This is a genomic window from Sphingopyxis sp., assembly GCF_035998905.1.
In the GTDB taxonomy this organism is placed as follows: domain Bacteria; phylum Pseudomonadota; class Alphaproteobacteria; order Sphingomonadales; family Sphingomonadaceae; genus Sphingopyxis.
This window is the reverse complement of the sequence record NZ_DASYHG010000002.1, coordinates 1-23209: the sequence shown is the minus strand read 5'-3', so window position 1 is coordinate 23209 and position 23209 is coordinate 1. Positions and strand designations below refer to the sequence as shown.

Below are 23209 nucleotides of genomic sequence, written 5' to 3'. Positions count from 1 at the left end.
GATACGAAGGGTTAGTTCGTCGGACGACGGAGGGTGGCTTTGGGGTGAGGAGCGGATGTTCTCCACTTTCGTCATCCCCGCGAAAGCGGGGACCCAGAGCGCGCGTGGGCTTACTCCACACTGGGTTCCCGCTTTCGCGGGGACACCTTTGTTATAACTCGCTCAAAATCTCGGTGTAGGTCAATAATCGGAGAAGATCTTGAACTCACATTTTCGGGGTTGTCGAGATTTCCGCAACTTGCCGATGGTAAAGCAGGGCTGGATCAGGGCAGTGAAGCTTTGATCGGTTTGCGTGCGGCGAGGTGACCCCGTCTTGCACCCCGCGACGATGCGAGGTCGAACGGCGTCATCGCGCATGAGCGCAGGCGAAGCGACAAACGGGAAAACCCCGCACGTCGATTTTCGAGGCCGCGGGTGACGGCCGCCACGCTTCCTCCGTCGTCGCACCCTGCGCCAGCACAACCTCCGCTTCACGCAACTTGCCGATAATCTCTTCCGGGCGATGCTTCTTGCATGGCATTCATGTTGCGGCCGAGCGCGCGTTCGGTGTCGTCGATACGATCGTCATTCGCGAGATCGAACATAGGGATGTCTGTCGATGGTTGGTGGAATATAATAAACAAAAAGAACATACGTCTTGTAAAATTTCTTCGAGGAGTGCACTGGGGAGCATCAGGCGCCGTTATGGGAGGATTGAGTCGATGAAGCAGCCATCAAACCGCATGACCCTGCTTGTCACCACTGCGCTGCTGGGTGTCGCTCCGGCGTCTGCCCAGGACTTGGCCGGTGCCAGCGATGCAGGCAACGAAATCGTGGTTACCGCGAACAAGCGCGAAGAGCGTTTGCAGGATGTGCCGCTTAGCGTGTCGGTCATCAGCGGCGACCAGATCGTCAAACAGAATATCAATGACGTGACCGATCTGACGCGCAGTGCGCCAGCGCTGAATTCGGCCGGCCCCTTTGGCTCGCTCAACATTCGCGGGATCGGATCGACCTCTTTCGCGCGCTCGGCCGAAGGCTCGGTCGGACTCGTCATCGATGGCGTGGCGCTCGCCAACGCCAATCCGCCGCAACTATTCGATATCGCCCGCGTCGAGGTGCTGGAAGGGCCGCAGGGAACGCTCTTCGGTCGCAATTCTTCCGCAGGCGTCGTCAATATCACAACCAATGCGCCCGACCCCAGCCGCTGGGAGGTGATCGCCCATGCCGATGTCGCGACCCGCGACAATTATATCGCGCGTGCGGTCCTTAACATCCCGATCGCGAGCAACGCCGCGCTGCGCGTTTCCGGTTCGCTCAACCGTTCGCCGCGGACCGAGTACAACCGCTTCGACGATAGCTGGAACCGCGTGATCGGCAAGAGCGTGCGCGGTCGTTTCCTGTGGGAGCCGACCGATGAGCTGACCTTCAACCTGATCGGCGACTATAGCCGTTACCGGCGCGGCGACGGCGCGCAATGGACGGTTTATCATTCGACCCCCGGCAGCCTGTTGACGCAGCGGCTCGAGGCGTGCGGTGTGACGATCGGCGAGGAAAACCAGCAGGGCTGCATCGATGGCGGGAACCGCACGACCGCCAAAAGCTATGGCTTTTCGGGGCAGGTCGATGCCCGGATCGGCGATCTGACCCTGACCTCGATCAGCGCCTATCGCGCGTATAAATCGGACAATCCCGGCAGCGACGCCGACAGCGTGCCGGTGGACCGGCTCAACGTCAACAGTTCGCCGCGTGACATCCGCAATTTTAGCCAGGAAGTGCGTCTGGCCTCGCCAACCGGCGGCATGATCGATTATCTGCTGGGCTTCTATTATTTCGACAGCGAGCTGTCCTCGACAAACTCGCAATATGGCCCGGTCCGGGCCGATATGGGCCTTCCGTTCATCCTGGGGCAGATACAGGAAACGCAGGCGAGCACGACCAGCGTGGCCGGTTTCGCGAACATCACCGCGCACCTGTCGCCGGCGTTCCGTCTGCTCGCCGGCGCCCGGATCGGAAAGGAATCGATCAGCGCGCGCACGATCGGCAGGCTCGCGCCCGGTTCTGTCGCGCCGATCATCGGTATCGCGCCGATCTATGGGCAGGTGAGCGACAGCTATTTTTCGTACAAGGTCGGCGCGCAATATGACCTGACCCCCGATGTCATGGCCTATGCGACCTATACCCGGGGTTATAAGGGGCCTTCGGTCAACGACCAGACGGGGTCGGGCCGGGTGCCGCTCACCGTGGCGCCCGAGGTTCCCCATGCAAGCGAAATCGGCCTCAAGGCCGATCTGTTCGATCGTCGCCTGACCGCGAGCATCGCCGGCTTCCATAACCGTGTCAGCAACTTCCAGGCCCAATTCTTCGACCCCGACATCGGCGGCTTCGTGTTCGGCAACGCACCGAAGCTGACAAGCAAAGGCGTGTCGGTCAATTTCCTCGGCCGGCCGGCCCGCGGGCTCACCCTCAATCTGGGGCTGCTGTACAATGATGCCCGTTACGGCGATGGTTATCTGGTCGCCTGCGCGCAGGCTCAGACCGCGGCACAGGGCTGCGAGACCGTCGGCGGCAGCCAGGTCGACGACGCGGGCGGTAATCGCCTGGTCGGCGCGCCGAAGTGGAAGGCCACCGGCTTCGCCGAATATACCACCAGCATCGGCGGATCGGCCGAGGCGTTCGGCCAGATCGATGTGGTCTATACCTCGCGCATCAACTTCGACGCGGCTTACAGCCCGCTTGCTACCAGCGATCCGGCGGCGATCTTCGGCGGACGGATCGGCGTTCGCTTCGGTGACGGGCGATATGGCGCGTCGATCTTTGCGCGCAATATCTTCGACGTCTATCGGCCCGTCTTCCGGTTCGGGACGCCGACGGCGGAACAGCAACTCGACCCATTGTCCTTCTCGCAGGTCTCTGGTCCCGAATCCCGCCGCGTGATCGGCCTGTCGGTCGACGCGCGCTTCTGAGGCTGCTTGCGTCCGGCGCGGCATGCTCTTTGCGTGCCGCGCCGGATCGCCGATGTCGCGGTCGTTGCCTACCGGACGCAGGGTCGTTTCAGACTTTCGCCCAGCAGGCCAGGAATCGACCGGACTGCTGCGCTTCGCGAACCGCCTGCGCCGGCATTGCCAGAGCTTCGCCGGGACCGATGGAGATGCATCCCGAGACGAACGCCCCCTCGATCGGTACGATCGCCACGTCGTCCTCCGCGCCATCCAGGGGTTGCAGATTCCCCATGGTCAGATGGGCGACACAAAAGTGCGGACCATCGAGAAGCAGGGCGCTGCGGCCGGGATCGACCGTCCGGATCGTCTCGACAGGGTAGGGCGCGGCACGCGCGACGGCGGCTCCGTCGTCGAGATGAAGCGCGCGCGGGCGACCATAATCGTACAGCCGATAGGTCACGTCGGAGTTCTGCTGCACTTCGATCAGCGATATTCCCGCGCCGATCGCATGCACGGTGCCCGGCGGAACGTGGACGAACATCCCCGCCGACACCGGATGCCACTGCACCAACGCCTCCAGCGCGCCCGAACGGGCGGCCTCGCGCAGTTCAAGAGCGGTCAGCGGATGGCGCGTGCCCAGCCCCAGCGTCGCGCCGGGAAGCGCGTCGAGGATGTACCAGCATTCCTCCTTGCCGCGCGCCAGTCCGCGCGCGCAGGCCTGATCGTCGTCGGGATGAACCTGGATCGACAGCCTTGCACTGGTGAAGAGATATTTGATGAGCAGCGGCCAGCCGGGCGCGTCCGGTCGGTCGAGCCAGATTTCCCCGACGCGATCTGCGTCCGCCACGCCAAAGGGCGGCGGCAGGCTACAAACGCCCCATGGCTTTTCCACTCGCGTCGACCGGAAACGGGCGATCATGGGTGACGGATCGCCGCCGTAGCGACCCCCAGCCGCGAATCGGCGAGCCCCGTATAGAGCCACCAGCGGCTGGCGAAGGCCACCAAACCCTGGGCAAAGATGACGTTGCCGACCTGTCCGGTCGCCTCGGCGGGGTCGATCGACAGGAACGGGCGTTCCAGCCGTCCCGTGACTGCGGTCGGGTCGCAGGTATCGAGCAGCAGCTGGCCAGGCTGATAGGCGAAAGGCGGTGCGTCCGCGACGCCGGCTTCATGGTGGTTAACGCCGTTGTAGATCAGGACGATTCCCCGGTTGGTCAGAACCGCGGGCGGACCGGGTTCGACCAGAAGCGAATCGAAGCGATGACGGCGCGGCGCGGCGATCGGGTGCAGGCCCCGCAGACCGGCGACCCGGTCGGATTGCCAATGGCCCATCGGTCCTTCGTGCGCCGGGTCCCAGGTCAAATAGCGATCCGGGGCGGATTCAGCTTCGACCGGCGTCCAGCGGATCAGGTCATCGGATGTCGCCGCGAAAATTGCACCCTCGCCCCAATACATCCAGAAACGGCCATCGATCCGCGCGGCGACGAGGCGCCCGTCGCGCAGTTCGGTAATGACAGCCCCGGCCTTGGTCGCCCGGCGAACATAGGGCGATCCGGCAAAGGCCGGGCCATATTTGGTCCATTGCCGAAGATCGGGCGACGTCGCCACGAACAGACAGCCGGCCTTGCCGTCAAAAGCCGTGTAGGTGCAGACATAGCCGCCATCCGGCGATTCAACGACGCGCGGATCCTCAAGGCCGCCGGGCCATTCCCACGCCTGCCAGCGATCGTTACCGGGCGCGAGGACGGGCTCTGGTTCGAGATGGAAGTCGGTGCCGTTTTCGCTGATGGCGAGGCCTATTCGCGATGTGCCCGCGTAGCGGCCGACCCGGTCTTCTCCCCGGACCAGCAGGCAGATCTTGCCGTCGTGAACGACCGCGCCGGGATTGAAGACGTCCTTTTCGGCCCAGGCGATCCGTTCGCCGCTGATCGCGCAGCGAACGGTCGCTTGGGCAGGCTCGTCGAATATGCGGCGAGGGTTGGTGAAGGGACCGATCGCCCAGCCGGGCAATATGCCGCTATCATCTGTCATTGCTCTTGTCCTTATTGGGTTGAAACGCGTCGCGCGCCATCAGCAGGGCGCCCTCAATCCCGGCGTCGGCAAAGGCGGGAGGCGAGAGAAAGTCAGGCGCATGGGCTGCGGGGCCGACACCATAGTCGCCGAGTTCGGCGGTGAAGGCCGTGCGAACCTCGGCGAGCAGGCCCGGAGCGGTTCCGACCCCGCCCCCGATCACGATCCGGTGCGGCGACCAGGCCAGCACCATGGCCGCGCAGAGCTGGGCGATGTAGCTGGCGGTGAGGGAGCGGAGGTCCGGGCGCGTTTCGAGCGTCTCGCCAGCGGTCAGGCGGCACTTCAGTGCGGGGCCGGCCGCCAGTCCTTCGGCACAATCGGCGTGAAAGGGGCAGGCGCTTTGCATGGTATCACCCGGCGCGCGGACCAACCGCAGATGGCCCAGTTCGGGATGCAGGGCACCCGAGAGCGTGCCGTCGCGGTTCGCGAGCCCCGCACCGATTCCAGTTCCGATCGTCAGATAGGCCAGACTGGTGATCCCGGTTTCGGCGCCGCGAACCAGCTCCGCGCGGGCGGCAGCGTTCACGTCGGTGTCGACCCGGACAGGAACCGAGAGCCGCGCGGCCAGGGTGGATCGCAGATTGGATCCAGCCCAGCCCGGCTTGGGCGTTGCCAACTGCAATCCATAGTCGAGGGCCATCGGGTCGATGATCAGCGGCCCGAAGGCCGCCACCCCCGCCGCTGCCAGCTGGGCGCCCGCGGGCAGGTTGGCGGCAATCCAGTCGAGAATGGATTCCAGGGCGTCGTCGGCGGTGGTGGTGGGCCAGCGGCCCGTCGCGACAATCCCCTCCTTACCCTCCAGTTTCGCAAGGATCTTGGTGCCGCCGGTTTCGATGCCGAGGAACAGGTTTTCGGTCATGCCGGGGCTACCGGCGCCGGACGCCCGACGCGCGAGCCGATGGTCACGATGCGGCCTTCGCGGGCCGATCGGTCGAGTCCCAGCAAAACCTCCAGGACGTGGCGCGCCAGTCGGCCGCTCGCGCGTGGCTCGCGGCCTGTCAGGATGGCATCGGACAGGTCGATCAGCCCGAGGCCGCGCTGGTCGCCGAAGCGCAGAGCGGTTTGCGCATCGACCGGTCCCCCAGTCACCGGATCGACGCCGCCCGACAGCGCTGCGACCGCGGCGGCGAGCGCGGACATGTCCATGCGACGCGCGGGCCCGATCTCGCCGGTGCTGATCCAGCCGCCGCCGCGTGCCGTTGTCTTCATTGCCCCATCGAAGCCATTGGGATCGGGCGCGACAAGGCTGCCCTCGTGGCCATAGAGCTCGATCGGCGCGCGGCCATGGTTCGGCACGTCCCACGACAGCGACAGCGAAACATTCGCCCCTTGTTCGAACAACAGGGCTCCGTTGACGGTCGTCGGCACCTCGACGTCGATCGTCTCCCCTGCCTGTCCCGGTGCCGTCGCGGTGCGGCGCGATCTCGGTCTGGTGGCGATGGCCGTCACCTCCTTTACCGGCCCGAGGATATTGACGAGCTGGGTCACGTAATAAGGCCCGATATCGAGCAGTGGCCCTCCGCCGCGTGCATAGAAGGGCGAAGGGTTCGGATGCCAGCCCTCCATGCCCGGCGTCCCGAACGCGGCGGCGCCGCCAGTCACGCGGCCGATGACTCCTTCGTCGATCAGACGGCGCACGGCCTGATGGCCCGCCCCCAGAAAAGTGTCGGGCGCCGCGCCGATATAAAGTCCTTTCGCCTCCGCCAGCGCCAATAGCTCGTCGGCTTCCGCCAGGCTCGTCGCCATCGGCTTTTCCGTGTAGAGATGTTTGCCGGCATCGAGCGCGGCGCGGCCGATCGAATGATGTACCGCAGGCGGCGCCAGGTTGACGATGATCGCGATATCCGGGTTCGCGATCAGCGCGTCGATGCTCATGGCCGTGCCGCCATATCGCATCGCCTGCGCTTCGGCCGAATCGCCCGTCCGGCTTGCCAGCGCGCGCAGGGCGAGCGATGGCGCACGGCAGATTGTGCCAAGATAGGCATGGCTCACCATGCCGCAGCCGATCACCCCGATTCCGACCGGACCACTCATGCCACCGACGCCCCGTCGCGGCGGTCGGGATGCGCGCGGCGTTCATTCAGCACGCCCAAAATCGCCGCGTGGCGTTTGCTGTCGAGCGTGTAGCGTGCGATGACGAACACCGCCGCGGCATACAGCAGCCCGGCGCCTGGCCCATAGAAGAGCGCGAGGAGGCGCGCGCTATGATCGGGGACGGCCGCGAAATTCGCCGGGTCGGTCGCGGCGGGAAGTGCCGCAAGCTGCAATATGAGCCCGGCCAGCAGCGCCCCCAGGCCCGTTGCCGCCTTGCTGGCGAAGGACCAGCCAGCGAAATAGAGCCCTTCGCGCCTGGCATCGAAAAGATATTCATGCTCGTCTGCCGCGTCGGCCATCATCGCGCTGAAGGCGATCGCGGCGGCCGCCATCAGAACGCCGCCCGAAAAGACTATGGCCGAAAGCAGGACGGCCAGTGGCGCGCCTTCCAGCGGCAGGAGGCCGAGCAGGCGGAAGGCAGCGGGACCGGCATGAGAAAGGCCCATGCCAGCGATCCCGATGAGCAACACGCTGCGCTTTTCCATCCGCTTCAGCATCGGTCCCGCGAGGGGTGCGCCCATCACCATTCCGACAAAGACCGCAAGCGTGACGCTCTGTATCTGGTCCGGCGTCAGGTGCCAGAAATAGCTGTTCGCATGAAGTCCCAGCGCCATATGCGTGCCGAGCGCCGTGAAGAACAGGACCGCGCCGACGAACAGGATACGAAAGGATCGGTTGCGCAGCACTTCGCCCAGTTCCGAGAACAGCCGGGCATGAAGACCTGCCCCCGCCGCAGCCGGCGCATGTTGCCGGGGCAGGGTGACACGAACGACGCGCATCGCGACGAGAGAGCAGAGGACGACCAGAAGGGCCAGCGAGAGTGCAAAGGGGGTGTAGGCCGATCGATCCGACAGGCCGTTGGTGCCGGCGAAAAAGACGCCGAAGCCCAGCAGAACTGCAGCTACCGCGCCGATCATCCCGATGCCCCAGCGCCACGTCATGATTGACGAGCGTTCGTCATGATCCTCCGAAATCTCGGCCCCGACCGCTTGATAGGGCAAGATGAACAGGGACAGCGACACCCGCAGGCCGATCGACAGGAGCGTCAGCCACAGGAACAGCGCCGTCGTTTCCAATCCCTGCGGCAGCGAAAAGATCAGGACGAAGAGAGTGGTCACCAGCGGCAAGGCCAATGCCATGAACGGCAGACGCCGTCCCATGCGCGAGCGCCATCCGTCCGATACGCTGCCGATGATCGGATCGAGGATGGCGTCCACGATGAGTCCGGCAGCGAGCGCGAAGCCGGCGAGCGCGCCCGGCAGGCCGCATACGCTGGTGACGTAAAAGAGCAGGAAGATTCCCAGCGACTGCTGGACGACCGTGTCCAGAACCTGGCCGCTGGCGTAGCCCAGCTTGTGGCGGAAGGGGAGTGGCGCCGCGCGCGCCTCCATCGCCCCGATTCCGTGTGTCATCCTCCATCCTTCCGTTGCCATTTCCGGCGATGCCTGCATCTTCACTAGCATGGGCGACAAGGCATAACAACAAACCGTATAGACGTTTTGTAATTTTCAGCTATGAGAATTCGGTAGACAGGCTGGCAACGGTCGAGCGCGGCTGGTGGAGTGTCAAGAGAATGATCTTCGCGGTTCGCACGCCAGTGTCCCTGATGTTTGGAGCGACCGATAAAGTCGCGTAGGCAGGCGAACATGACAGAAGCAGCCCCAACCCGTCGTCCGCGGCGCTCGCAAGCCGAACGCACTGCCGATACCCGTGGCCGGATCATTCAGGCCGCCATCTCCTGTCTCGACAAGGCCGGATACAGCGCGACCACAATTACCACCGTTGCCGACGAGGCCGGCGTCAGCCGCGGAGCCGTCACGCACCAGTTCCCGGTCAAGACCGATCTGATGCTGGCGGTCGTTCAATGGGTGTTCGACAATGATGCGGACCTTTACGAACGCTCTATCGTGGACAGCGATCCCCGTCGCTGGTTGGCCGAGATGCCCGAATTGATGTGGAGCGTAATCAGCCGTCCATCGGGGACCGCCGTCACGGAGATCATGCTGGCGTCCCGGTCAATTCCCGAACTGGCCGAGCAACTTCGCGTGCTGCAGAAGCAGATCGCCCGGCAAGCCCATCAATGGAGTGCGGAACGCGTCAAGGCGGCCGGTCTTGTTTCGCATCCTGACGGCGCGGCGCTGCACGAACTTTATGTGGCCGCCGTGCGCGGTCTCGCGGTGCAGGCGACCTGCATGGACGACCGCGACGGTGTCCATCGTTCACTGAGGCTGCTGTCCCAGATGATGCGCCAATTCTATCCGGAACTCGCTCAGTCTATGGAAGAAAAATAGCCTTGCCTACTATCCGAAACACTCCCGTGCCCGATGGTTTCCTCTGGGGAACTGCCATCTCCGCCCATCAAAGCGAGGGCAATAATGTCGCATCCGACATCTGGCTTTGCGAGCAGGTGACTCCATCCTTGTTCGCCGAGCCGTCGCGCGATGCGTGCGACAGTTTGAACCGCTATGCGGAAGATATCGGAATCGCGTCCGATCTGGGCTTCAACTGCCATCGCTTCGGCATTGAATGGGCACGTATCGAACCGGAACAGGGGCAATTTTCGACGGCGGCGCTCGATCATTATCGGCGTGTGCTCGAGACCTGCCATGCCCATGGTCTCGATCCGATGGTGACGTTCAATCATTTTTCCGTGCCGAGATGGTTCGCGGCGCGCGGCGGATTCGAGGTTGACGACAGTTCGGACTATTTCGCGCGGTTCGCCGATCGGGTGACCCGCCACTGCGGCGATCTGATCGCCTATGCCTCGACGTTCAACGAAGCGAATATCCAACGGCTTGTCGCGCAGATCCTGCGCCGGCCGGGGGGCGCAAGCAACGTCGAGGCGATGCTGGCCGCCTGCGCGAAAGCCACGGGCTCGGACCACTTCTCCTCGCTGCTCTTCGCTCCCGTCGGTGCCACCGAGGAGGCCTTGCTCGATGCGCATGCCAAGGCGTGCGCGGCCATGAAGGCAGGGCCGGGGAATTTCCCGGTCGGGCTGACCCTGACGATGCAGGACGTGCAGGGGGAGTCCGCGTTCGTCGAATCGATGGTCGATGCCTTGTACGGCCCTTGGCTCGACGTCGCGCGGTCCAGTGATTTCATCGGCGTTCAGACATATACGCGCATTCTCGCCGGTGCGGATGGACAACTCCCGCCGCCGCCTGGCGCCGAACTGACCGGCGCGGGCTATGAATATTTCCCGCAGGCGTTGGGCGGGACGATCCGCTTTGCGCACGAACATATCGGAAGACCGATCTATGTTACCGAAAGCGGCATCTGCACGAACGACGATGAACGACGGGTCGCTTATTTCGATGCGGCGCTCGACGAGGTGCGCGCCTGTCTGGCGGACGATATCGATGTCCGTAGCTATATCTGCTGGTCGCTGCTCGACAATTTCGAATGGACGCGCGGTTACGGCGAGCGATTCGGGCTCGTCCATGTTGACTATTCGACTTTCGCCCGCACGCCAAAGCCGAGCGCCCATCACCTTGGTCGCATCGCGCGCTCGGGAATGATCTGATTGCGGAGCGGGCGAATGCCGGTGCCCGGCCAGGGAGATCTGAAATGAGACATCGTCCATGCCGCTGGATCGCGGCGCTGCTGCTTGGAGCGGCCGCACCGCCAGCGATCGCACACGAGCCGGCATCGGTTCCCGCAACGGCGCCCGCAAACCGCGCTCCCGATGCGGTTGCGCCGATACGGAAGGACGCACCGCGCAACATCCTGTTCATCGGCAACAGCTTTACCCAGGGCGCGCGCTCGGCCGCGCGAAATTGGGGAGCGGACACCGTTACCGATCTCAATGGCGCGGGCTATGGCGGAGTCCCCGCGCTGTTCAAGGCCTTTGCCGACCAAGCCGGTCTTGATTACGCGGTCAGCCTGGAAACGCAGGGCGGCAAGAGCCTGAAATTTCATTACGACGAGCGCCGGAACCTGTTCGATCGATCCTGGGACGTGGTGGTTCTGCAGGAATACAGCACTCTCGATCCAGAGCGTCCCGGCGATTCCACGGCCTATCTTCGCGATGTCGCGCGCCTCTCCTCCTGGCTTCGAAAACGCAACGCAAATGTCCAGATCGAACTCATGGCGACCTGGACGCGCGCGGATCAAACCTATGACCCCAAAGGGCATTGGTATGGACGGCCCGTATCCGCCATGGCGACCGATCTCCGGGAGGCTGCTGACCGGGCTGCGGCTCAGACCCCCGGTATTTCGGGCGTTCTGCCAGTAGGAGAAGCCTGGAACCGCGCCATGGCCGCAGACGTGGCCGATCCCAATCCCTATGACGGCGTTGCGGCCGAGCGGGTCGATCTCTGGGCCTATGATCATTACCATGCCAGCATTGCGGGGTCCTATCTGGAGGCTCTGGTGGTATTCGGTCGGATCACCGGGATCGACCCGACAACGCTGGGGCCGGCGGAGCGGGCGGCGGATGAACTCGGATTGAGCCCGCTGACCGCCGTCGCACTCCAGAAGGTCGCCCGCGATGAACTCGCAGGCTGCGCCGAAGCGGTTTGTCCCGTGACGGGCGAAACGGCCGCGGGGTCCGGAGGACATCGTCTTGATGCAGATACGCCCATTGAGGAAATCGCCGACGACCCTTCGGCGCGCGCCGCGCTGGCGCGGATTATTCCCCGTCTCTTCAATCACCCGTCATATGAGCAGTTCAAATCGCTCAGTCTGCGTCAGTTGCAGCCGCTATCGGGCGGAATGATCGGTCCCGACGACCTCGAGCGAGCGGAAATGGCATTGCGGGCGGCGAAGGGGGGCTGATTTGGCCGCCGCCGAAGCCGGCCCTGGCGCCCTGCTCTCCTTCGGCGTGCTTGGCGACCGGCTTCGCCGAAGCTCCAGCCAATATTCCGATGTGATTTTCCCCCGATTGCCCGGACACGCCGGGTTGGCCTGTGGATCGGCGTGCAACAAGGGCTCTGGCGTGGTGGGCTGGATGCGATCGGCAAGGTTGTTCGTCGAGAACTTGATCGATGTCCGCCGCCATTCCGGCCTGGCCTTCCGAAACTTCACCTATGGCAACGACGGCAACTGGTATTCACCAGTCGAACGGTCGCGACAAGGCGGAATCGAGTTGGAATGGAGACTGTAAACCAATACGCGACTGCGCCCTCTCCGTGGACGCGGGGGTTCGACCCCGAGCATATCCGAACGACAGAAACGCTTCGGTGTCGATCGCCCGCACCCTCTGGTTCGATTGGATCGTTCGGCAATTCATCGCCGATCATCCGGATGAATTTATGATCTTGATCGGCTCGGGTCTCAATACGCGCGCCAACCAGGGCGCACCACCTGCGAGCGTGGACTGGATCGACACCGACTTGATTTCATGGCGCTTAGCGAAGTCGACTGGCCGCGCGCTATCAAGCAAGCGCCGAAACGGTCGGTCGGCTTCGCGGGCTTGCCGCGCCTGCTACGCTCAAGGTTGGTGATACCTGATCCTGATCGTGCATCGCACCGGCTGCTTTGTCTTGGCGGCGCGCTGCAGGCAAGCGTCGATCTCCTCACGATTGTCACGGCGCATCTCGGCAGCCTCGGCAATGGACTGCCACGCCGCCGGACTATCGGCGCGCATGATCCGGGTTCCCGCTTCCCACAAGGTCGGTTCGCGAACGGTGCGCGCGGCGATGCGTTCCGGCAAGTGCCAGCTTGTCGGGAGGATGCGTGCGACAAAGCCGGGAAGCACAGACCACAGGAGGCATCCGGCAAGCAAGCCGCCACCGCCCCACCACCATCGGCGGCGATTCTGCTCACCAATGGCGATGGCCGTTCCTGTGATCGCCCGCAAGTCGCGGACGGCCTCGCCATGCTCCCGCTTCGCTTGGGCAAGTGTTGCCTGATCTTCGCGCCGCGCCTCCGTGGCCGCTGCGGCGATCCGCGCCTCGAAGTCCTCCGGGGTCATCTGCATGGCTGGCTTGCGCTCGATGGAGACAAGCCGGTTCGCCATCTCACCCAGCGTCTTGCTGTAATCGGGAATGTCGATTTCGGCCTTCTCGGTTGCCAGATGCTCAACCGCGCGGCGCATCATCGCCATTTCGCCTTCGAGGCGAGTGAACGCCCGCGTCGCCGGATCGGGGTCTGGCTCATCATAGGGCAATCGGGGTAGCTGTCTGTCGTCGGTCATATCGTCCTCCTATCGGCTCATGCCAAGGTTGCGTCCGTGATCGAACGGCACCGAGTCCGCGAGATCGCGCGCCACGCTGCGGCCCATCGCCGCATCGATGCCCAATTCCCGAGTGCGTCCGCGCAGCAGCGATTCGACCTGCGCGTCGCGTTCAAGGCTTTTCGCCATGCCCGCCATTTCCTGCCCGACGCGCTTCGCGCCCCGGAAATCGCCGTCGCGGCGCAAGTCGTCGTGCGCCTGCCGGAGCTGCTTCCAGCCCTCGACAAAGCGGTCGGCGCGCTGGAACGGATCGGCACGCAGTTCCGCTTCCTTGTTCATCGCCTGCACCGCGGCCTGGCTACGCCCCGCCGCGGCCTCGCGAATAAGCTCCGGCTGGCGCTGGAGGGCGTTCTGCAAGTCGGTGGATGCGTGAGGCCGGATCGCGTCCAATGCCTCTCCTGCCCTGTTCAGGGCGTCGTGCTGGTGAGGCAGCACCGGCAAGCCCTGATCGCGCATCCGCGCGATGTCATCGACAGCACGGGCATAGCGTTCGACGGCGCGGCGCTGGCCGGTGGCATGGGAGGGCTGGGTCTGCGCCTGTTCGCGCGTCCGTTCTGGCGGACGGAAGCCCGCGAACATACCCTGCTCACGCGGCTGACCGGGCAGCGAGAGGCGCAAGCCGTCGAAGATCCCGCGCGCCTTCTCTGCACCCGCGCGGGCGATGTCCGCGATGCGTTCGCCAATGCCGCGCCGCTCGGCGAACTCCTTGGCCGGATCGACGCGGGCATAATCGCTCGCCATGTCTTTCGCGCGCTCGCGGGACAGGGTGCGGGCAAGCTGGGCATCGTCCTTGAAGTCGTCGCGGCCATAGTGAAGGGCCAAGCCGTCGCGGTGGCGGGTCATGCCGACATAGCTGCTATGACGGTCCATGCCGGGTGTCGCCAGCACATGGCCACGGTCCACCGTCATGCCCTGCGCCTTGTGGATCGTGGCGGCATAGCCGTGATCGAAGTCGCGATAATCCTTCGTGTCGAAAGCGACGCTGCGGCCGTCATCGGTGCGGACGGTCATGCCCTGCTGATTGACCTGTTCGACGGTGCCCAGCGTGCCGTTCTTCACTTCAAGGCCGCGCTCATTACGCAGGAACATGATGCGGTCGCCCGATGCAAAATCCCGTTCGCCGCGCTCGACCTTCATGCGAACATCGTCGCCCAGTTCGCCCGCCGCGCGCATCCGGTCGCGGGCGGTGTCGTTGAGTTCGCGCACCTCGTCATTGGTATGGGTGAGAATGATCCGGCTGGCGTCTGGGTTCGCTTGCCGGTCGCGATCCCACCGCTCGACAAGCTCGGTGCGTGCCTGTTCGCGCGTCTCGGCGGTGTGAACCATGCCGCGCTCGGCGTAGGCGTTGATCGCCTCGCCGGTTCGGCCGGTAGCAAGATGCCGGGTAGCGTCCTGCTGCCAGCCTTCATGCTGGCGGCGGACCTCCGTGATCTCGACGCCGCCATGCCGTTCGTGGATCGCCCGGAACGCCGCGCCCGCCTCAATCGCTTGCAACTGCTGCGGGTCGCCGACGAGCACGACCTTGGCGCCGGCGTCGGCGGCATGGGACAGAACGCGTTCCATCTGGCGCGTGCCGACCATGCCAGCTTCGTCGATGACGAGAACATCGCGGGCGGTAAGCATATCGCGCCCCTGCGACCAGCCATGCTCCATGCTGGCGATGGTCCGCGACGCTATGCCGGAGCCATTCTCCAGCCCTTCGGCAGCGATGCCCGACAGCGCGACGCCGCGCACATTGAACCCGGCCTCTTCCCATGCCTCCCGCGCCACGCCCAGCATTGCGCTCTTGCCGGTCCCGGCATAACCGACGACGACGCTCAAATCCCTGCCCTCGGTCACATGGTCGAACGCCGCGCGCTGCTCGCCCGATAGGTCCAATCCGTGCGCCGCCGCCGCGCGAAGCGCGCCCTCCCGGCCGCTCTCGCTGACGCGATGACGTTCGCGCTCCGCCATCAATTCCGAAGCGCGCTGCAACCGCTGTTCGGTGTCGATCATATCGCGGCTGGTGAAGCGATCTTCGCCGCGCCCGTCCTTGCCGAGTTCGATCAAGTCGGGCGAACCGCGAACAGCGCTCATCGCCCGGTCGTATTGATCCTTCCCGTCGGTGTGGCGGTGGAGGAACATCGCGAGATCGCGATTGGTGAACGTCGCCTGATGATGGGTGATCGCATCGAGCACGACGCGCGGTTCCGCGATGATGCGTTCGCCGTTCCGCTGCGCGACGGCGCGGTGATCCTCGATCCGCTCGGACTCAAGCCCCCGCTCGCCCATGCGCGATGCTGCGGGGCCGATCTTGTCTTGCGGCTCAAGGCCGATGCCCTGCGCTTCCAAGGATCGGTGATCTATGCGGACATCTATGTCGAGTTCGGCAAGGCGGGCATTGACGTGATCGGCCCAACGCTCGCGCCATTGCTCCACAAGTTCGGTGCGGTTCCAGTCGCGGACCTTTTGCGCGAACCCGCCCTCGCTGACTTCGCGCATGGTGAGCATGACATGGGCGTGCGGCTTCGCCATGCCGTCCGCGCCGATGTCCCAATGCACATTCAAATCCGCAATCATGCCGCGTTCGACAAACTCGGACTGGACGAAATCGCGGGCAAGCTCGATGCCATCGACCTTGCTCATCTCGCGCGGAATGGAAAATTCGACCTCGCGAGCAAGCTGCGCGTCCTTGCGCTTCTCGCAGCCCTCGACCTCGTTCCACAGCGTTGCGCGATCGCCGAACCGTTCGGGCGCACCTTCGGGCAGCATGATCTCGCTATGCTCGACGCCGGACTTGGCGCGGAAATCATGGTCGCGATCCAGCCGCTCGTCGTGCAGCCGCTCGCCTGCGCGATAGGCGGCAGCGGCGACGGCGCTGCGTCCGGCAGCGCGCCCGATGACTTTCGCGGAGAAGTGAAAAATTGCCATGACGGCAATCCATCTACGCCACCAAGCGCACGTCGGCACGACGTATAAGCGCGCCCTTCTCGAATAAATTCTTCGCAGGGACCAGGTAGTGTCAGGCTGTCCCGGTGACACTACTGCGCCAGCGCCGCGCTTCTTCTATCATGATCGTATCGTCACTCAATGGAGACTTGCGATGCGTAAACCCCGCGATTTTGATTCGGAGCTAAAGGCGCTCGCCGACAAGGCGAAGCTGCTCAAGGAACGCCGCGTTCGCCAACTCGGCGAACTCGTTATCGCGACCGGCGCCGATGCGCTCGACGCCGATCTGTTGGCTGGTGCGCTGCTCGCTGCCGCAGCGACCAACGATGCCAGCGTGAAGGAGGGTTGGCACAAGGCGGGAGCGGCCTTCTTTCGCGGCAACGAGCGCAAGCCTGCGCCGCGAACTGAACAGCAGCCGGGGGGCACTCTACCGCTCGACGGCGGCGCCGCATCGCGTTGAAGCACGAAAGGCACGAGGCGACATGCGCGAATGGCAAATCAAGCGGCGCGAACGAACGCACATGCTCATCGAATTGGGCGGGCTCGTCGTCAAAGCCGAACTGGTCGAACTCACCGACGATGATCGCGCCACACTCTATGGCGCGTTCCTCTGGATGGCCGACAAGCTGCGAAGCGATCAGGGTGATCACGCCGCCGCGCTGTGGAAACGACGAGGGAAGCGCGCGTTCGAGGCCGAGGCGTTGCCCGAATCTGACCCGCCAGCCATAGGCGCGCCATGACGCGGGAACTGACAGACATTATTCTACGGGTGATCGAGCGTGCCCCGGAATGGATTCGGCGCGATCTCGATAGCAAGGATGCGGTCGCGCGCATCCGCGCCGAGGAATCGCTCGCCGCGATGATCGCCGATGCCCTCGATCGACATGAAAGCGCAACCGTCTGATCGGTGATGACACCGACTCGTTGGGTTGCGCGCTCAGCTGTATCGTGCGGCAACCTTGCGACATCGCGCCAATGCGCGACCGATGCGCTTTTCGACCGCCTTGTTGCTGATGCCAAGCTCATCGGCGATATTCTGATATGTCATGCCGCGCAGCCGGTGCATCAGGAACACGCGCCGGGTCTTTCGCGACAGGGGACGAAGCGCCCGCCGATAGGCGCGGCGCAATTCCATCGCTTCGAACTGCCGTTCCTGGTCAGGCGGTATGGGAGCGTCGCACGCCTCGTCCAGCGGATAGAGAATCCCGCTCCGCTTCTGCTGACGTATCCGGTTGAGCCACAGGTTGCGTGCGATCCTCGCCAGATAAGCTTCGGGATATTCAATCCGCTCGAACGCCCCGCTGCGAAAGAAGCGCATGAAAGCCTCCTGCGTCAGGTCTGGCGCATCATCGCGTCCGACCCTCCGCTGGAAAAAGCGAAGCAGCCGCGCATACTCGGCCCGGTAGAAGACCTCGAATGTGACATGAGGCGATCGGGCGGAGGCCGTCGCAGAACCTCCCTCCTGTTCGCGGGTGGCGGCATCAGGTTCGCGCCTGACGTGCGTTCCTGTTATCATTGTGCCGCGACCGCAGCGCGGCACCGCGCGAGGGCTTGCACCATGTGATATTCGACGGTTGTGACCCCGATACCGAGTTCCGCCGCGATGTCGCTGTAGCGCATCCGCTTCACCCGGCACATCAAGAAGACCCGCCGGGTCTTGGACGGCATGGCGCGTACGGTTCGCCGGTAGAGGCGGAACAGATCGACCGCTTCGATTCGCCATGCCTGATCGGGCCGAGACGATGCGTCGCGCTCATCGTCGAATGGGAAGAATATCAGTATTCCTCGCCGTTTCCGGCGCGCGCGATCGATCAGCAGATTGCGGGTGATCCGCGACAGATAGGCGGCCGGATTTTCGACGCGACCCAGCGCCTCGCTGCGCAAAAATCGCGCGAACACCTCCTGCACCAGATCGGGCGCCTCGTCAGGGCCGACCCGCCGCCGGAGCTTGTTCAGCAAGCGCCGATACTCGCTATGATAGAAGGCCTCGAACGTTGCGGGCTGTTCGTAAGGCGCGCTCATGGCCGCGCTCCTTTGCGTTCCCGCTCGTTCAGCGGTGCATCGCGGGACGCGCGATAGAGGGTGATGCCCGCCTCGATGCGGTCAAGGATGAAGGTGTCGCGCTCCGCCCTGGCGACGCGGATGTCGGCTTTGGAATAGAATTCGAGGCTGACCGCGCAGCGATTGCCAAGCTCGCTGTCGAGGACATCGCGGGCGCGGGTCCAGCATTCGGCTTCCTTGAACAGCGGATGATTGACGACGATCCAGTACTCATAATCGGAAAAATTGATCGTATCGCGGTCTTCATACCAATTCTTCCGCGCGTAGGGGCCGATCAGGAAGATGTGCCTGATCTCGCCCGGCTCGGGTGCCTGCACCTGTGATGGATCGAAGCAGGCGCGCAGTATGCGCGTGATGCGCTCGACCTCCTGCTGCTTGCGGCGGATCAGATGACCAACGCGCGCCATCACGACTTCGCGCGCGTAGACGTCGTTCGTTTTCGGGGGTGTCATTTGCAGCTCACACACCAGCGGTCCGCGCGTCGGCGCGCGGATGTGCAAGCGGTGTTCGCTGTCTGGGCCGCCTTAGCGGCCTACAGCAACTGCCCGACCGTGATGGCCGAACCTACATGATGCCTGGCAGGATTATCCCGGGGATGGCCGCCAGTCTTTCCATCCCGTGGGCGGGATCATGCCAGAATCCGGGAGTCCCGGCAAGCTGCCGGCGCGCACGCCTATTTGCGGGTCGCGGTTTCCAGTTCGGCGATGCGCTCCGAGCAAACCTCGTGGACGACGCGGCCGAGTTCCTCGACGCGCGCGCCGAGCCAGGCCAACTCTTCTTCGCTGATCTTGTAATGCTTGCTGTAGCGAGCCTTGGTGTAAGCTTCCTTCAGCTTCTGGAACATCGCGCGCTCGTTGCGATTGGTCTCGGGCCAGATGCCGTGAAGACGCCGGTCGAGTCCCTCGGCCAGCGAACGAAGGAAGGCGATGTTGTGGTTATAGGGCGTGTAGAAGGTCAACGTGAGCAGGAGACCGGCGTATAGGCGCTCCGTGGCCTGATGGAGTAAGAAGGCGGCCTCTTTGGGCCGCTTCTGCTTCGCCAGATCGCGCGACGTATTCAACCAAACGACCGCACCCGGATAATAGTCCTCGAAGTATTCTTTCGCGGTCGCAAGCGCCTGCGCAGCGGTCTTCGGTTTGGGGGTCGCCAGTTCCCGCCCATCGGCTTCGTAGATCGCAATCCCGTCCTTCGCGACTTCCATGAAGAAGACGCGACCATGCGCGAGGCCATCGTTCACCTCGTGCAGCGAGTGCACAATGAAGTTGACCGGCGTCCGTAGCGTCTTCTCGATTGTATAGGCCCGGATCAACCGTTCCTCGGCCTTCGCCCAATAGGCAGCGCGGTCGGTTAGCTCCTTCTGGCTGACGATAACGAGAATATCATAGTCGGACTTATACTGGTTCGCCGACAGCGGCGCATCGACCCAATCGCCGCGCGCGTGCGATCCGAACAGAACGATCTTGAGGATGCGCGCGCCCTTGCGGCGTCCGGTCGCATTCTCGGTCGCCTGGCCGAACTCGTCGAAGAGGATTTCGACGACGCGTTCAAGTTCGCGCTGCTTCGCGGCAGGAAGAAAATCGACGTCGGTGCGCATTGCTGGAATCTTCAGCCAATCTCTGGTCCTTGGCAAGAGCTATCGGCACCGCGGCGGTGATACGTGCCCTGATCGGCACAGCAATGCCTCCTCTGTTGCGCGGGCCGGACAGGCTGACGCAGACTGGTTCGCGGCGGGCAGACCACCGAATGCTGGAGGCTGCGACATGATTCGAACCGGTGCCGCAAAGCGATCGTCCATTCGTACCACCTGTATGAACCAATGCTATTGTGCGCGAAGCTTTCCTATTCCTGCCTCTCGGCGCCGCGCGCTGCCGTTTATGCGCTATTGTGGGCTATCGCTTGTCTTTGCATCCTATCCTTCGATTGCGCCGAGCGGCATCGAAGAAGCACTTGAACGGCGAGCTTCGACCGTCGAAGTCTGTTCGCAAGGGGCGTCGTCAACCACCAGATGTTGGAGGTAGTCCCCGTGTCCGCTCCCGAACGAATTGTCCGCCTCAAGACTGTCCTCGACCGCACCGGGCTGTCGCGTTCGACCATCTACCGCAAGATCGCGGAAGGCACTTTCCCGCGACAAGAGAAGATCAGCGTCCACGGCGCCGGTTGGCATGAGTCCGCCATCGATCGCTGGATTGCCAACCCCGCCGCCTACCGTGCGGACAATGACGACGACGCGGGGACGAGCCATGCATGAGGATGATGCGGAGTCCGAACGGGGCATCGTCCCGGCCAATGACAATGCGCCCGTGCTGCGTGCGGCGGATACCGATGCCGCGTTGACGCGCATCGCCGAGGCGATTGGTCGCCATATCGCGCGCGAGCATATTCGTGCGCTTCGCGCCGCGAATGACAATGAAGCGGGCAAAGCGCGGCCAAAACGATAGCCACGCTTGACGTCATGACTATTATGACTAACATAACCATATCAAGTAGAGATATAGTTATGAACGCTGAAGTTCCGTCCGACACCTGGACCGTCGCGCAGGCCAAGGCCAAGCTGAGCGAGGTTATCGACAAGGCGCGCCGCAAGGGGCCGCAGGCAATCACCCGCAATGGCAAGAGCGCGGTTGTGGTGATCGACGCCGAGCTTTGGGAGAAGACGCAGCGGCGCGAGATGATGGGCAGCTTTGCCGATTTCCTGTTGGCCTCGCCGCTACGCGGCTCCGGTCTTGAGATCGAACGGCTCAAGGGCGGCGTGCGCGAGACCTTGCTGTGAGCTTCCTGCTCGATACCAACGTCATATCCGAAGGTGCGAAGCCGCGCCCCGATGTCGGCGTGATGGACTGGCTCGCATCGATCGACGAAGAGCAGCTTCATCTGAGCATCGTGTCGGTCGCCGAGCTGCGCCACGGGATCGAGCGCCTCGATGCGGGGCGGCGCAAGACCGCGCTCGACCTGTGGCTGACCCAACAATTGCCCGCGCGGTTTGATAGCCGGCTCATGCCCGTCGATGCCGAGATAGCCGATGCGTGGGGCCGGATCGTTGCGGCGGCCCAAGCCGCAGGCCGTCCGATCGGCGCGATGGATGCTTTCGTCGCCGCGACGGCGAAGCAGCATCAGTTGACGCTTGTTACGCGCAACATCGCCGATTTCGAGGCGACCGGCATTCGCCTTTTCAATCCGTGGTCGCAAGGAGACCGATGATGATCCGCACCGCACTCTATGCCCGCTATTCGTCTGACCAGCAGAATGCTGCGTCGATCGCCGACCAGCTCAGCCTCGGCCGCGAGCGCGCGGCGCGCGAAGGCTGGCACGTCGAAGGCGTCTATGAGGATGCCGCCATCTCGGGAGCGAGCGTGATCCTGCGCCCGGGCATCCAGAAGCTGCTTGCCGATGCGCGGTCCGGCCAGTTCGATATCGTGCTCGCCGAAGCGCTTGACCGCATATCGCGTGATCAGGCCGATGTCGCGACCCTCTACAAGTATCTCCAGTTCGCCCGGGTTCCGCTCGTCACGCTCGCCGAAGGCGAGATCAACGAGCTTCATGTCGGGCTCAAGGGAACGATGAATGCGCTGTTCCTCAAAGACCTCGCCAAGAAGACGCATCGGGGCCTGCGCGGGCGGGTCGAGAAGGGCTTCTCCGCCGGGGCAGTGGGCTATGGCTACCGGATGGTCCGTCGCCTGAATAGCGAGGGTGAGCTGGTGCGAGGCGAGCGGGAGATCGATCCAGCGCAGGCGCTGATCGTCGAGCGCATCTTCCGCGAATTTTCCGCTGGCAAAAGTCCGATCGCCATTGCCAGCGATCTCAATGCCGAAGGGATCGCCGGACCTTCCGGGAAGCCGTGGCGCGATACCAGCATCCGCGGGAACGCGCGGCGGGGGATCGGTATCGTCAACAATGAACTCTACGTTGGCGTCCGGGTCTGGAACCACAAACATAAAGTCAAAGACCCGAGTACCGGCAAGGACGTCACGCGGCACAACCCCGAATCCGAGTGGGTACGCAAGGCGGTGCCCGAACTGCGCATCATAAGCGACGATCTATGGAAAGCGGCCAAGCGCCAGCAGGAAGTGATTGCTGAACGCTACAAGGGCATGAAGGAAGCGGCCCAGGCTCGAAGCGTCAACGGGCTCCGTCGTCCGGCCTATCTGCTATCGGGCCTCCTCGAATGCGGCGAGTGCGGCAGCACCTTCGCGATCGTCGTCGGTGATCGCTACGGCTGCGTCGGTCATCATCGCAGCCGCACCTGCTCCAACAGTCGGACGATCCGGCGCGAGGAACTGGAACGCCGGGCGCTTGCCGGTATCACTGAGCGGCTCGTGTCGGCCGACAAGATCGACGCCGCGGTTACGGCCTATGCGGCGCATATCAACCGCGAGAATCGGGAGCAACGCATCCAGGCCGATGTTGATGCCCGCGCGCTGGCAAAGATCGACAAGGCTGTTGCCGGCATCATGGCGGCGATCGAGGATGGGCTTTATCAGCCCAGCATGAAAGCGCGCATGGCCGAACTCGAACACGAGAAAGCCGAAATCGCAGCGCGGCTCGCCGAAGCACCCGCCCGCGTTCCCGACGTCCATCCCGGCATCGCCGAAATCTACAAGCGCAAGGTCGCGCGGCTCACGGAAACGCTCAACGACCCACAAGCTCAGCTCGATGCGTCAGCCGACATCCGCGCGCTCGTCGGCAAGATCGTGCTGCACTCCGGCGAGAAGCGCGGTGAGGTTCATGCCACGCTGCACGGCTCGCTGATGGGCATTTTGGACTTCGTGAACGACAACCCCGAGCCCGATGCAGACCGAGTTATAATAAAGGTGTGCCCGGGTTCGCGGGAATGACGAAGTTATAAGAACCGAGAGTCCGCAACCGGTCGAGAGCGGACTTCGGCTAGAGCGCCGTTTTTGCCGCCCTTGCCTTCGCTTTCCTTTGCATAAACGCAACTGGAGCAGCAATCACAAGAGCACCG

At 63.8% G+C, this 23209-nt stretch carries 25 protein-coding genes; 14 read left to right on the top strand and 11 right to left on the bottom strand.

The window, feature by feature from the left end; all coding sequences use genetic code 11:
• Positions 1 to 701 precede the first annotated feature (701 nt).
• Positions 702 to 2945 (top strand): TonB-dependent receptor, encoded by a 2244-nt coding sequence (locus tag VGN62_RS00205; protein ID WP_327449975.1) that lies wholly within the window; start codon positions 702 to 704, stop codon positions 2943 to 2945.
• Positions 2946 to 3033: 88 nt separating this feature from the next.
• On the opposite strand, the gene VGN62_RS00200 is transcribed toward VGN62_RS00205, so the two are convergent.
• Genes VGN62_RS00200 through VGN62_RS00180 form a run of 5 tightly spaced genes read right to left on the bottom strand, consistent with a single transcriptional unit; the run spans position 3034 to position 8497 of the window.
• On the bottom strand, positions 3034 to 3840 hold the full coding sequence (locus tag VGN62_RS00200) for a class I mannose-6-phosphate isomerase (RefSeq protein ID WP_327449973.1): 807 nt from the start codon (positions 3838 to 3840) through the stop codon (positions 3034 to 3036).
• The gene (locus VGN62_RS00195; RefSeq protein WP_327449971.1) at positions 3837 to 4952 is read right to left on the bottom strand and encodes a glycoside hydrolase family 130 protein; all 1116 of its coding nucleotides are present in this window, start codon (positions 4950 to 4952) and stop codon (positions 3837 to 3839) included. Before VGN62_RS00195 ends, VGN62_RS00200 begins: the two co-directional genes overlap by 4 nt.
• On the bottom strand, positions 4942 to 5850 hold the full coding sequence (locus VGN62_RS00190; RefSeq protein WP_327449969.1) for an ROK family protein: 909 nt from the start codon (positions 5848 to 5850) through the stop codon (positions 4942 to 4944). Before VGN62_RS00190 ends, VGN62_RS00195 begins: the two co-directional genes overlap by 11 nt.
• Positions 5847 to 7025 carry a Gfo/Idh/MocA family oxidoreductase gene (locus VGN62_RS00185; protein WP_327449967.1) on the bottom strand — a complete coding sequence of 393 codons (1179 nt, stop codon included), beginning with the start codon at positions 7023 to 7025 and terminating at the stop codon, positions 5847 to 5849. The genes VGN62_RS00190 and VGN62_RS00185 overlap by 4 nt, the downstream gene beginning before the upstream one ends.
• Positions 7022 to 8497, bottom strand: a complete 1476-nt coding sequence (locus tag VGN62_RS00180) for an MFS transporter (protein WP_327449965.1) — start codon at positions 8495 to 8497, stop codon at positions 7022 to 7024. Before VGN62_RS00180 ends, VGN62_RS00185 begins: the two co-directional genes overlap by 4 nt.
• 234 nt (positions 8498 to 8731) lie before the next feature.
• On the opposite strand from VGN62_RS00180, the gene VGN62_RS00175 reads away from it, so the two are divergent.
• The 5 genes from VGN62_RS00175 to VGN62_RS00155 all read left to right on the top strand — a co-directional run bounded on the left by VGN62_RS00175 (position 8732) and on the right by VGN62_RS00155 (position 12529).
• On the top strand, positions 8732 to 9376 hold the full coding sequence (locus tag VGN62_RS00175) for a TetR/AcrR family transcriptional regulator (RefSeq protein ID WP_327449964.1): 645 nt from the start codon (positions 8732 to 8734) through the stop codon (positions 9374 to 9376).
• Between the two features lie 2 nt (positions 9377 to 9378).
• Positions 9379 to 10608 (top strand): glycoside hydrolase family 1 protein, encoded by a 1230-nt coding sequence (locus VGN62_RS00170; RefSeq protein ID WP_327449962.1) that lies wholly within the window; start codon positions 9379 to 9381, stop codon positions 10606 to 10608.
• A gap of 44 nt (positions 10609 to 10652) precedes the next feature.
• Positions 10653 to 11861: a DUF4886 domain-containing protein gene (locus VGN62_RS00165; RefSeq protein WP_327449960.1), complete on the top strand. Its 1209-nt coding sequence runs from the start codon at positions 10653 to 10655 to the stop codon at positions 11859 to 11861.
• A gap of 1 nt (position 11862) precedes the next feature.
• On the top strand, positions 11863 to 12189 hold the full coding sequence (locus VGN62_RS00160; RefSeq protein ID WP_327449958.1) for a hypothetical protein: 327 nt from the start codon (positions 11863 to 11865) through the stop codon (positions 12187 to 12189).
• A 76-nt stretch (positions 12190 to 12265) separates the two neighbouring features.
• The gene (locus VGN62_RS00155) at positions 12266 to 12529 is read left to right on the top strand and encodes a hypothetical protein (RefSeq protein ID WP_327449956.1); all 264 of its coding nucleotides are present in this window, start codon (positions 12266 to 12268) and stop codon (positions 12527 to 12529) included.
• Here the strand turns inward: VGN62_RS00155 and VGN62_RS00150 are convergent.
• Both VGN62_RS00150 and traA read right to left on the bottom strand, forming a co-directional pair.
• Positions 12517 to 13221, bottom strand: a complete 705-nt coding sequence (locus VGN62_RS00150) for a DUF6118 family protein (RefSeq protein WP_327449954.1) — start codon at positions 13219 to 13221, stop codon at positions 12517 to 12519. The two genes, VGN62_RS00155 and VGN62_RS00150, sit on opposite strands and share 13 nt — an antisense overlap.
• Before the next feature lie 9 nt (positions 13222 to 13230).
• Entirely contained in the window at positions 13231 to 16170 is a 2940-nt protein-coding gene (gene traA / locus VGN62_RS00145) for a Ti-type conjugative transfer relaxase TraA (protein ID WP_327449952.1), read from the bottom strand.
• 172 nt (positions 16171 to 16342) lie between these two features.
• On the opposite strand from traA, the gene traD reads away from it, so the two are divergent.
• From traD to VGN62_RS00130, 3 genes are read left to right on the top strand one after another with little or no spacing between them, the layout of a single operon-like run.
• Positions 16343 to 16648: a conjugal transfer protein TraD gene (traD, locus tag VGN62_RS00140; RefSeq protein WP_327449950.1), complete on the top strand. Its 306-nt coding sequence runs from the start codon at positions 16343 to 16345 to the stop codon at positions 16646 to 16648.
• Between the two features lie 22 nt (positions 16649 to 16670).
• The gene (locus tag VGN62_RS00135; RefSeq protein WP_327449948.1) at positions 16671 to 16928 is read left to right on the top strand and encodes a conjugal transfer protein TraD; all 258 of its coding nucleotides are present in this window, start codon (positions 16671 to 16673) and stop codon (positions 16926 to 16928) included.
• Positions 16925 to 17092 (top strand): hypothetical protein, encoded by a 168-nt coding sequence (locus VGN62_RS00130; RefSeq protein ID WP_327449946.1) that lies wholly within the window; start codon positions 16925 to 16927, stop codon positions 17090 to 17092. Before VGN62_RS00135 ends, VGN62_RS00130 begins: the two co-directional genes overlap by 4 nt.
• A gap of 33 nt (positions 17093 to 17125) precedes the next feature.
• On the opposite strand, the gene VGN62_RS00125 is transcribed toward VGN62_RS00130, so the two are convergent.
• The 4 genes from VGN62_RS00125 to VGN62_RS00110 form a co-directional block, all read right to left on the bottom strand.
• A complete protein-coding gene (locus VGN62_RS00125) occupies positions 17126 to 17704 on the bottom strand; it encodes an RNA polymerase sigma factor (RefSeq protein ID WP_327449944.1) in 579 nt (192 codons plus the stop codon).
• Complete coding sequence (locus tag VGN62_RS00120; protein WP_327449942.1) at positions 17701 to 18210, bottom strand: sigma-70 family RNA polymerase sigma factor; 510 nt, start codon at positions 18208 to 18210, stop codon at positions 17701 to 17703. Before VGN62_RS00120 ends, VGN62_RS00125 begins: the two co-directional genes overlap by 4 nt.
• Positions 18207 to 18701: a hypothetical protein gene (locus VGN62_RS00115; RefSeq protein WP_327449940.1), complete on the bottom strand. Its 495-nt coding sequence runs from the start codon at positions 18699 to 18701 to the stop codon at positions 18207 to 18209. The genes VGN62_RS00120 and VGN62_RS00115 overlap by 4 nt, the downstream gene beginning before the upstream one ends.
• A gap of 221 nt (positions 18702 to 18922) precedes the next feature.
• The gene (locus VGN62_RS00110; protein ID WP_327449938.1) at positions 18923 to 19843 is read right to left on the bottom strand and encodes a HEPN domain-containing protein; all 921 of its coding nucleotides are present in this window, start codon (positions 19841 to 19843) and stop codon (positions 18923 to 18925) included.
• A 429-nt stretch (positions 19844 to 20272) separates the two neighbouring features.
• On the opposite strand from VGN62_RS00110, the gene VGN62_RS00105 reads away from it, so the two are divergent.
• From VGN62_RS00105 to VGN62_RS00085, 5 genes are read left to right on the top strand one after another with little or no spacing between them, the layout of a single operon-like run.
• On the top strand, positions 20273 to 20497 hold the full coding sequence (locus VGN62_RS00105; protein ID WP_327449936.1) for an AlpA family transcriptional regulator: 225 nt from the start codon (positions 20273 to 20275) through the stop codon (positions 20495 to 20497).
• A complete protein-coding gene (locus VGN62_RS00100) occupies positions 20490 to 20687 on the top strand; it encodes a hypothetical protein (RefSeq protein ID WP_327449934.1) in 198 nt (65 codons plus the stop codon). Before VGN62_RS00105 ends, VGN62_RS00100 begins: the two co-directional genes overlap by 8 nt.
• A gap of 59 nt (positions 20688 to 20746) precedes the next feature.
• On the top strand, positions 20747 to 21019 hold the full coding sequence (locus tag VGN62_RS00095) for a type II toxin-antitoxin system Phd/YefM family antitoxin (RefSeq protein ID WP_327449932.1): 273 nt from the start codon (positions 20747 to 20749) through the stop codon (positions 21017 to 21019).
• Positions 21016 to 21447 carry a type II toxin-antitoxin system VapC family toxin gene (locus VGN62_RS00090; RefSeq protein ID WP_327449930.1) on the top strand — a complete coding sequence of 144 codons (432 nt, stop codon included), beginning with the start codon at positions 21016 to 21018 and terminating at the stop codon, positions 21445 to 21447. Before VGN62_RS00095 ends, VGN62_RS00090 begins: the two co-directional genes overlap by 4 nt.
• Positions 21447 to 23081 (top strand): recombinase family protein, encoded by a 1635-nt coding sequence (locus VGN62_RS00085; RefSeq protein ID WP_327449928.1) that lies wholly within the window; start codon positions 21447 to 21449, stop codon positions 23079 to 23081. Before VGN62_RS00090 ends, VGN62_RS00085 begins: the two co-directional genes overlap by 1 nt.
• Positions 23082 to 23209: the final 128 nt, after the last annotated feature.

What these genes read in the sequence shown, in the direction of transcription:
- VGN62_RS00205 (WP_327449975.1), top strand. Translation starts at nt 702, where the DNA reads ATGAAGCAGCCATCAAACCGCATGACCCTGCTTGTCACCACTGCGCTG.
- VGN62_RS00200 (WP_327449973.1), bottom strand. Translation starts at nt 3,840, where the DNA reads ATGATCGCCCGTTTCCGGTCGACGCGAGTGGAAAAGCCATGGGGCGTT.
- VGN62_RS00195 (WP_327449971.1), bottom strand. Translation starts at nt 4,952, where the DNA reads ATGACAGATGATAGCGGCATATTGCCCGGCTGGGCGATCGGTCCCTTC.
- VGN62_RS00190 (WP_327449969.1), bottom strand. Translation starts at nt 5,850, where the DNA reads ATGACCGAAAACCTGTTCCTCGGCATCGAAACCGGCGGCACCAAGATC.
- VGN62_RS00185 (WP_327449967.1), bottom strand. Translation starts at nt 7,025, where the DNA reads ATGAGTGGTCCGGTCGGAATCGGGGTGATCGGCTGCGGCATGGTGAGC.
- VGN62_RS00180 (WP_327449965.1), bottom strand. Translation starts at nt 8,497, where the DNA reads ATGACACACGGAATCGGGGCGATGGAGGCGCGCGCGGCGCCACTCCCC.
- VGN62_RS00175 (WP_327449964.1), top strand. Translation starts at nt 8,732, where the DNA reads ATGACAGAAGCAGCCCCAACCCGTCGTCCGCGGCGCTCGCAAGCCGAA.
- VGN62_RS00165 (WP_327449960.1), top strand. Translation starts at nt 10,653, where the DNA reads ATGAGACATCGTCCATGCCGCTGGATCGCGGCGCTGCTGCTTGGAGCG.
- VGN62_RS00150 (WP_327449954.1), bottom strand. Translation starts at nt 13,221, where the DNA reads ATGACCGACGACAGACAGCTACCCCGATTGCCCTATGATGAGCCAGAC.
- traA (WP_327449952.1), bottom strand. Translation starts at nt 16,170, where the DNA reads ATGGCAATTTTTCACTTCTCCGCGAAAGTCATCGGGCGCGCTGCCGGA.
- traD (WP_327449950.1), top strand. Translation starts at nt 16,343, where the DNA reads ATGCGTAAACCCCGCGATTTTGATTCGGAGCTAAAGGCGCTCGCCGAC.
- VGN62_RS00135 (WP_327449948.1), top strand. Translation starts at nt 16,671, where the DNA reads ATGCGCGAATGGCAAATCAAGCGGCGCGAACGAACGCACATGCTCATC.
- VGN62_RS00130 (WP_327449946.1), top strand. Translation starts at nt 16,925, where the DNA reads ATGACGCGGGAACTGACAGACATTATTCTACGGGTGATCGAGCGTGCC.
- VGN62_RS00125 (WP_327449944.1), bottom strand. Translation starts at nt 17,704, where the DNA reads ATGATAACAGGAACGCACGTCAGGCGCGAACCTGATGCCGCCACCCGC.
- VGN62_RS00120 (WP_327449942.1), bottom strand. Translation starts at nt 18,210, where the DNA reads ATGAGCGCGCCTTACGAACAGCCCGCAACGTTCGAGGCCTTCTATCAT.
- VGN62_RS00115 (WP_327449940.1), bottom strand. Translation starts at nt 18,701, where the DNA reads ATGACACCCCCGAAAACGAACGACGTCTACGCGCGCGAAGTCGTGATG.
- VGN62_RS00110 (WP_327449938.1), bottom strand. Translation starts at nt 19,843, where the DNA reads ATGCGCACCGACGTCGATTTTCTTCCTGCCGCGAAGCAGCGCGAACTT.
- VGN62_RS00100 (WP_327449934.1), top strand. Translation starts at nt 20,490, where the DNA reads ATGCATGAGGATGATGCGGAGTCCGAACGGGGCATCGTCCCGGCCAAT.
- VGN62_RS00095 (WP_327449932.1), top strand. Translation starts at nt 20,747, where the DNA reads ATGAACGCTGAAGTTCCGTCCGACACCTGGACCGTCGCGCAGGCCAAG.
- VGN62_RS00085 (WP_327449928.1), top strand. Translation starts at nt 21,447, where the DNA reads ATGATCCGCACCGCACTCTATGCCCGCTATTCGTCTGACCAGCAGAAT.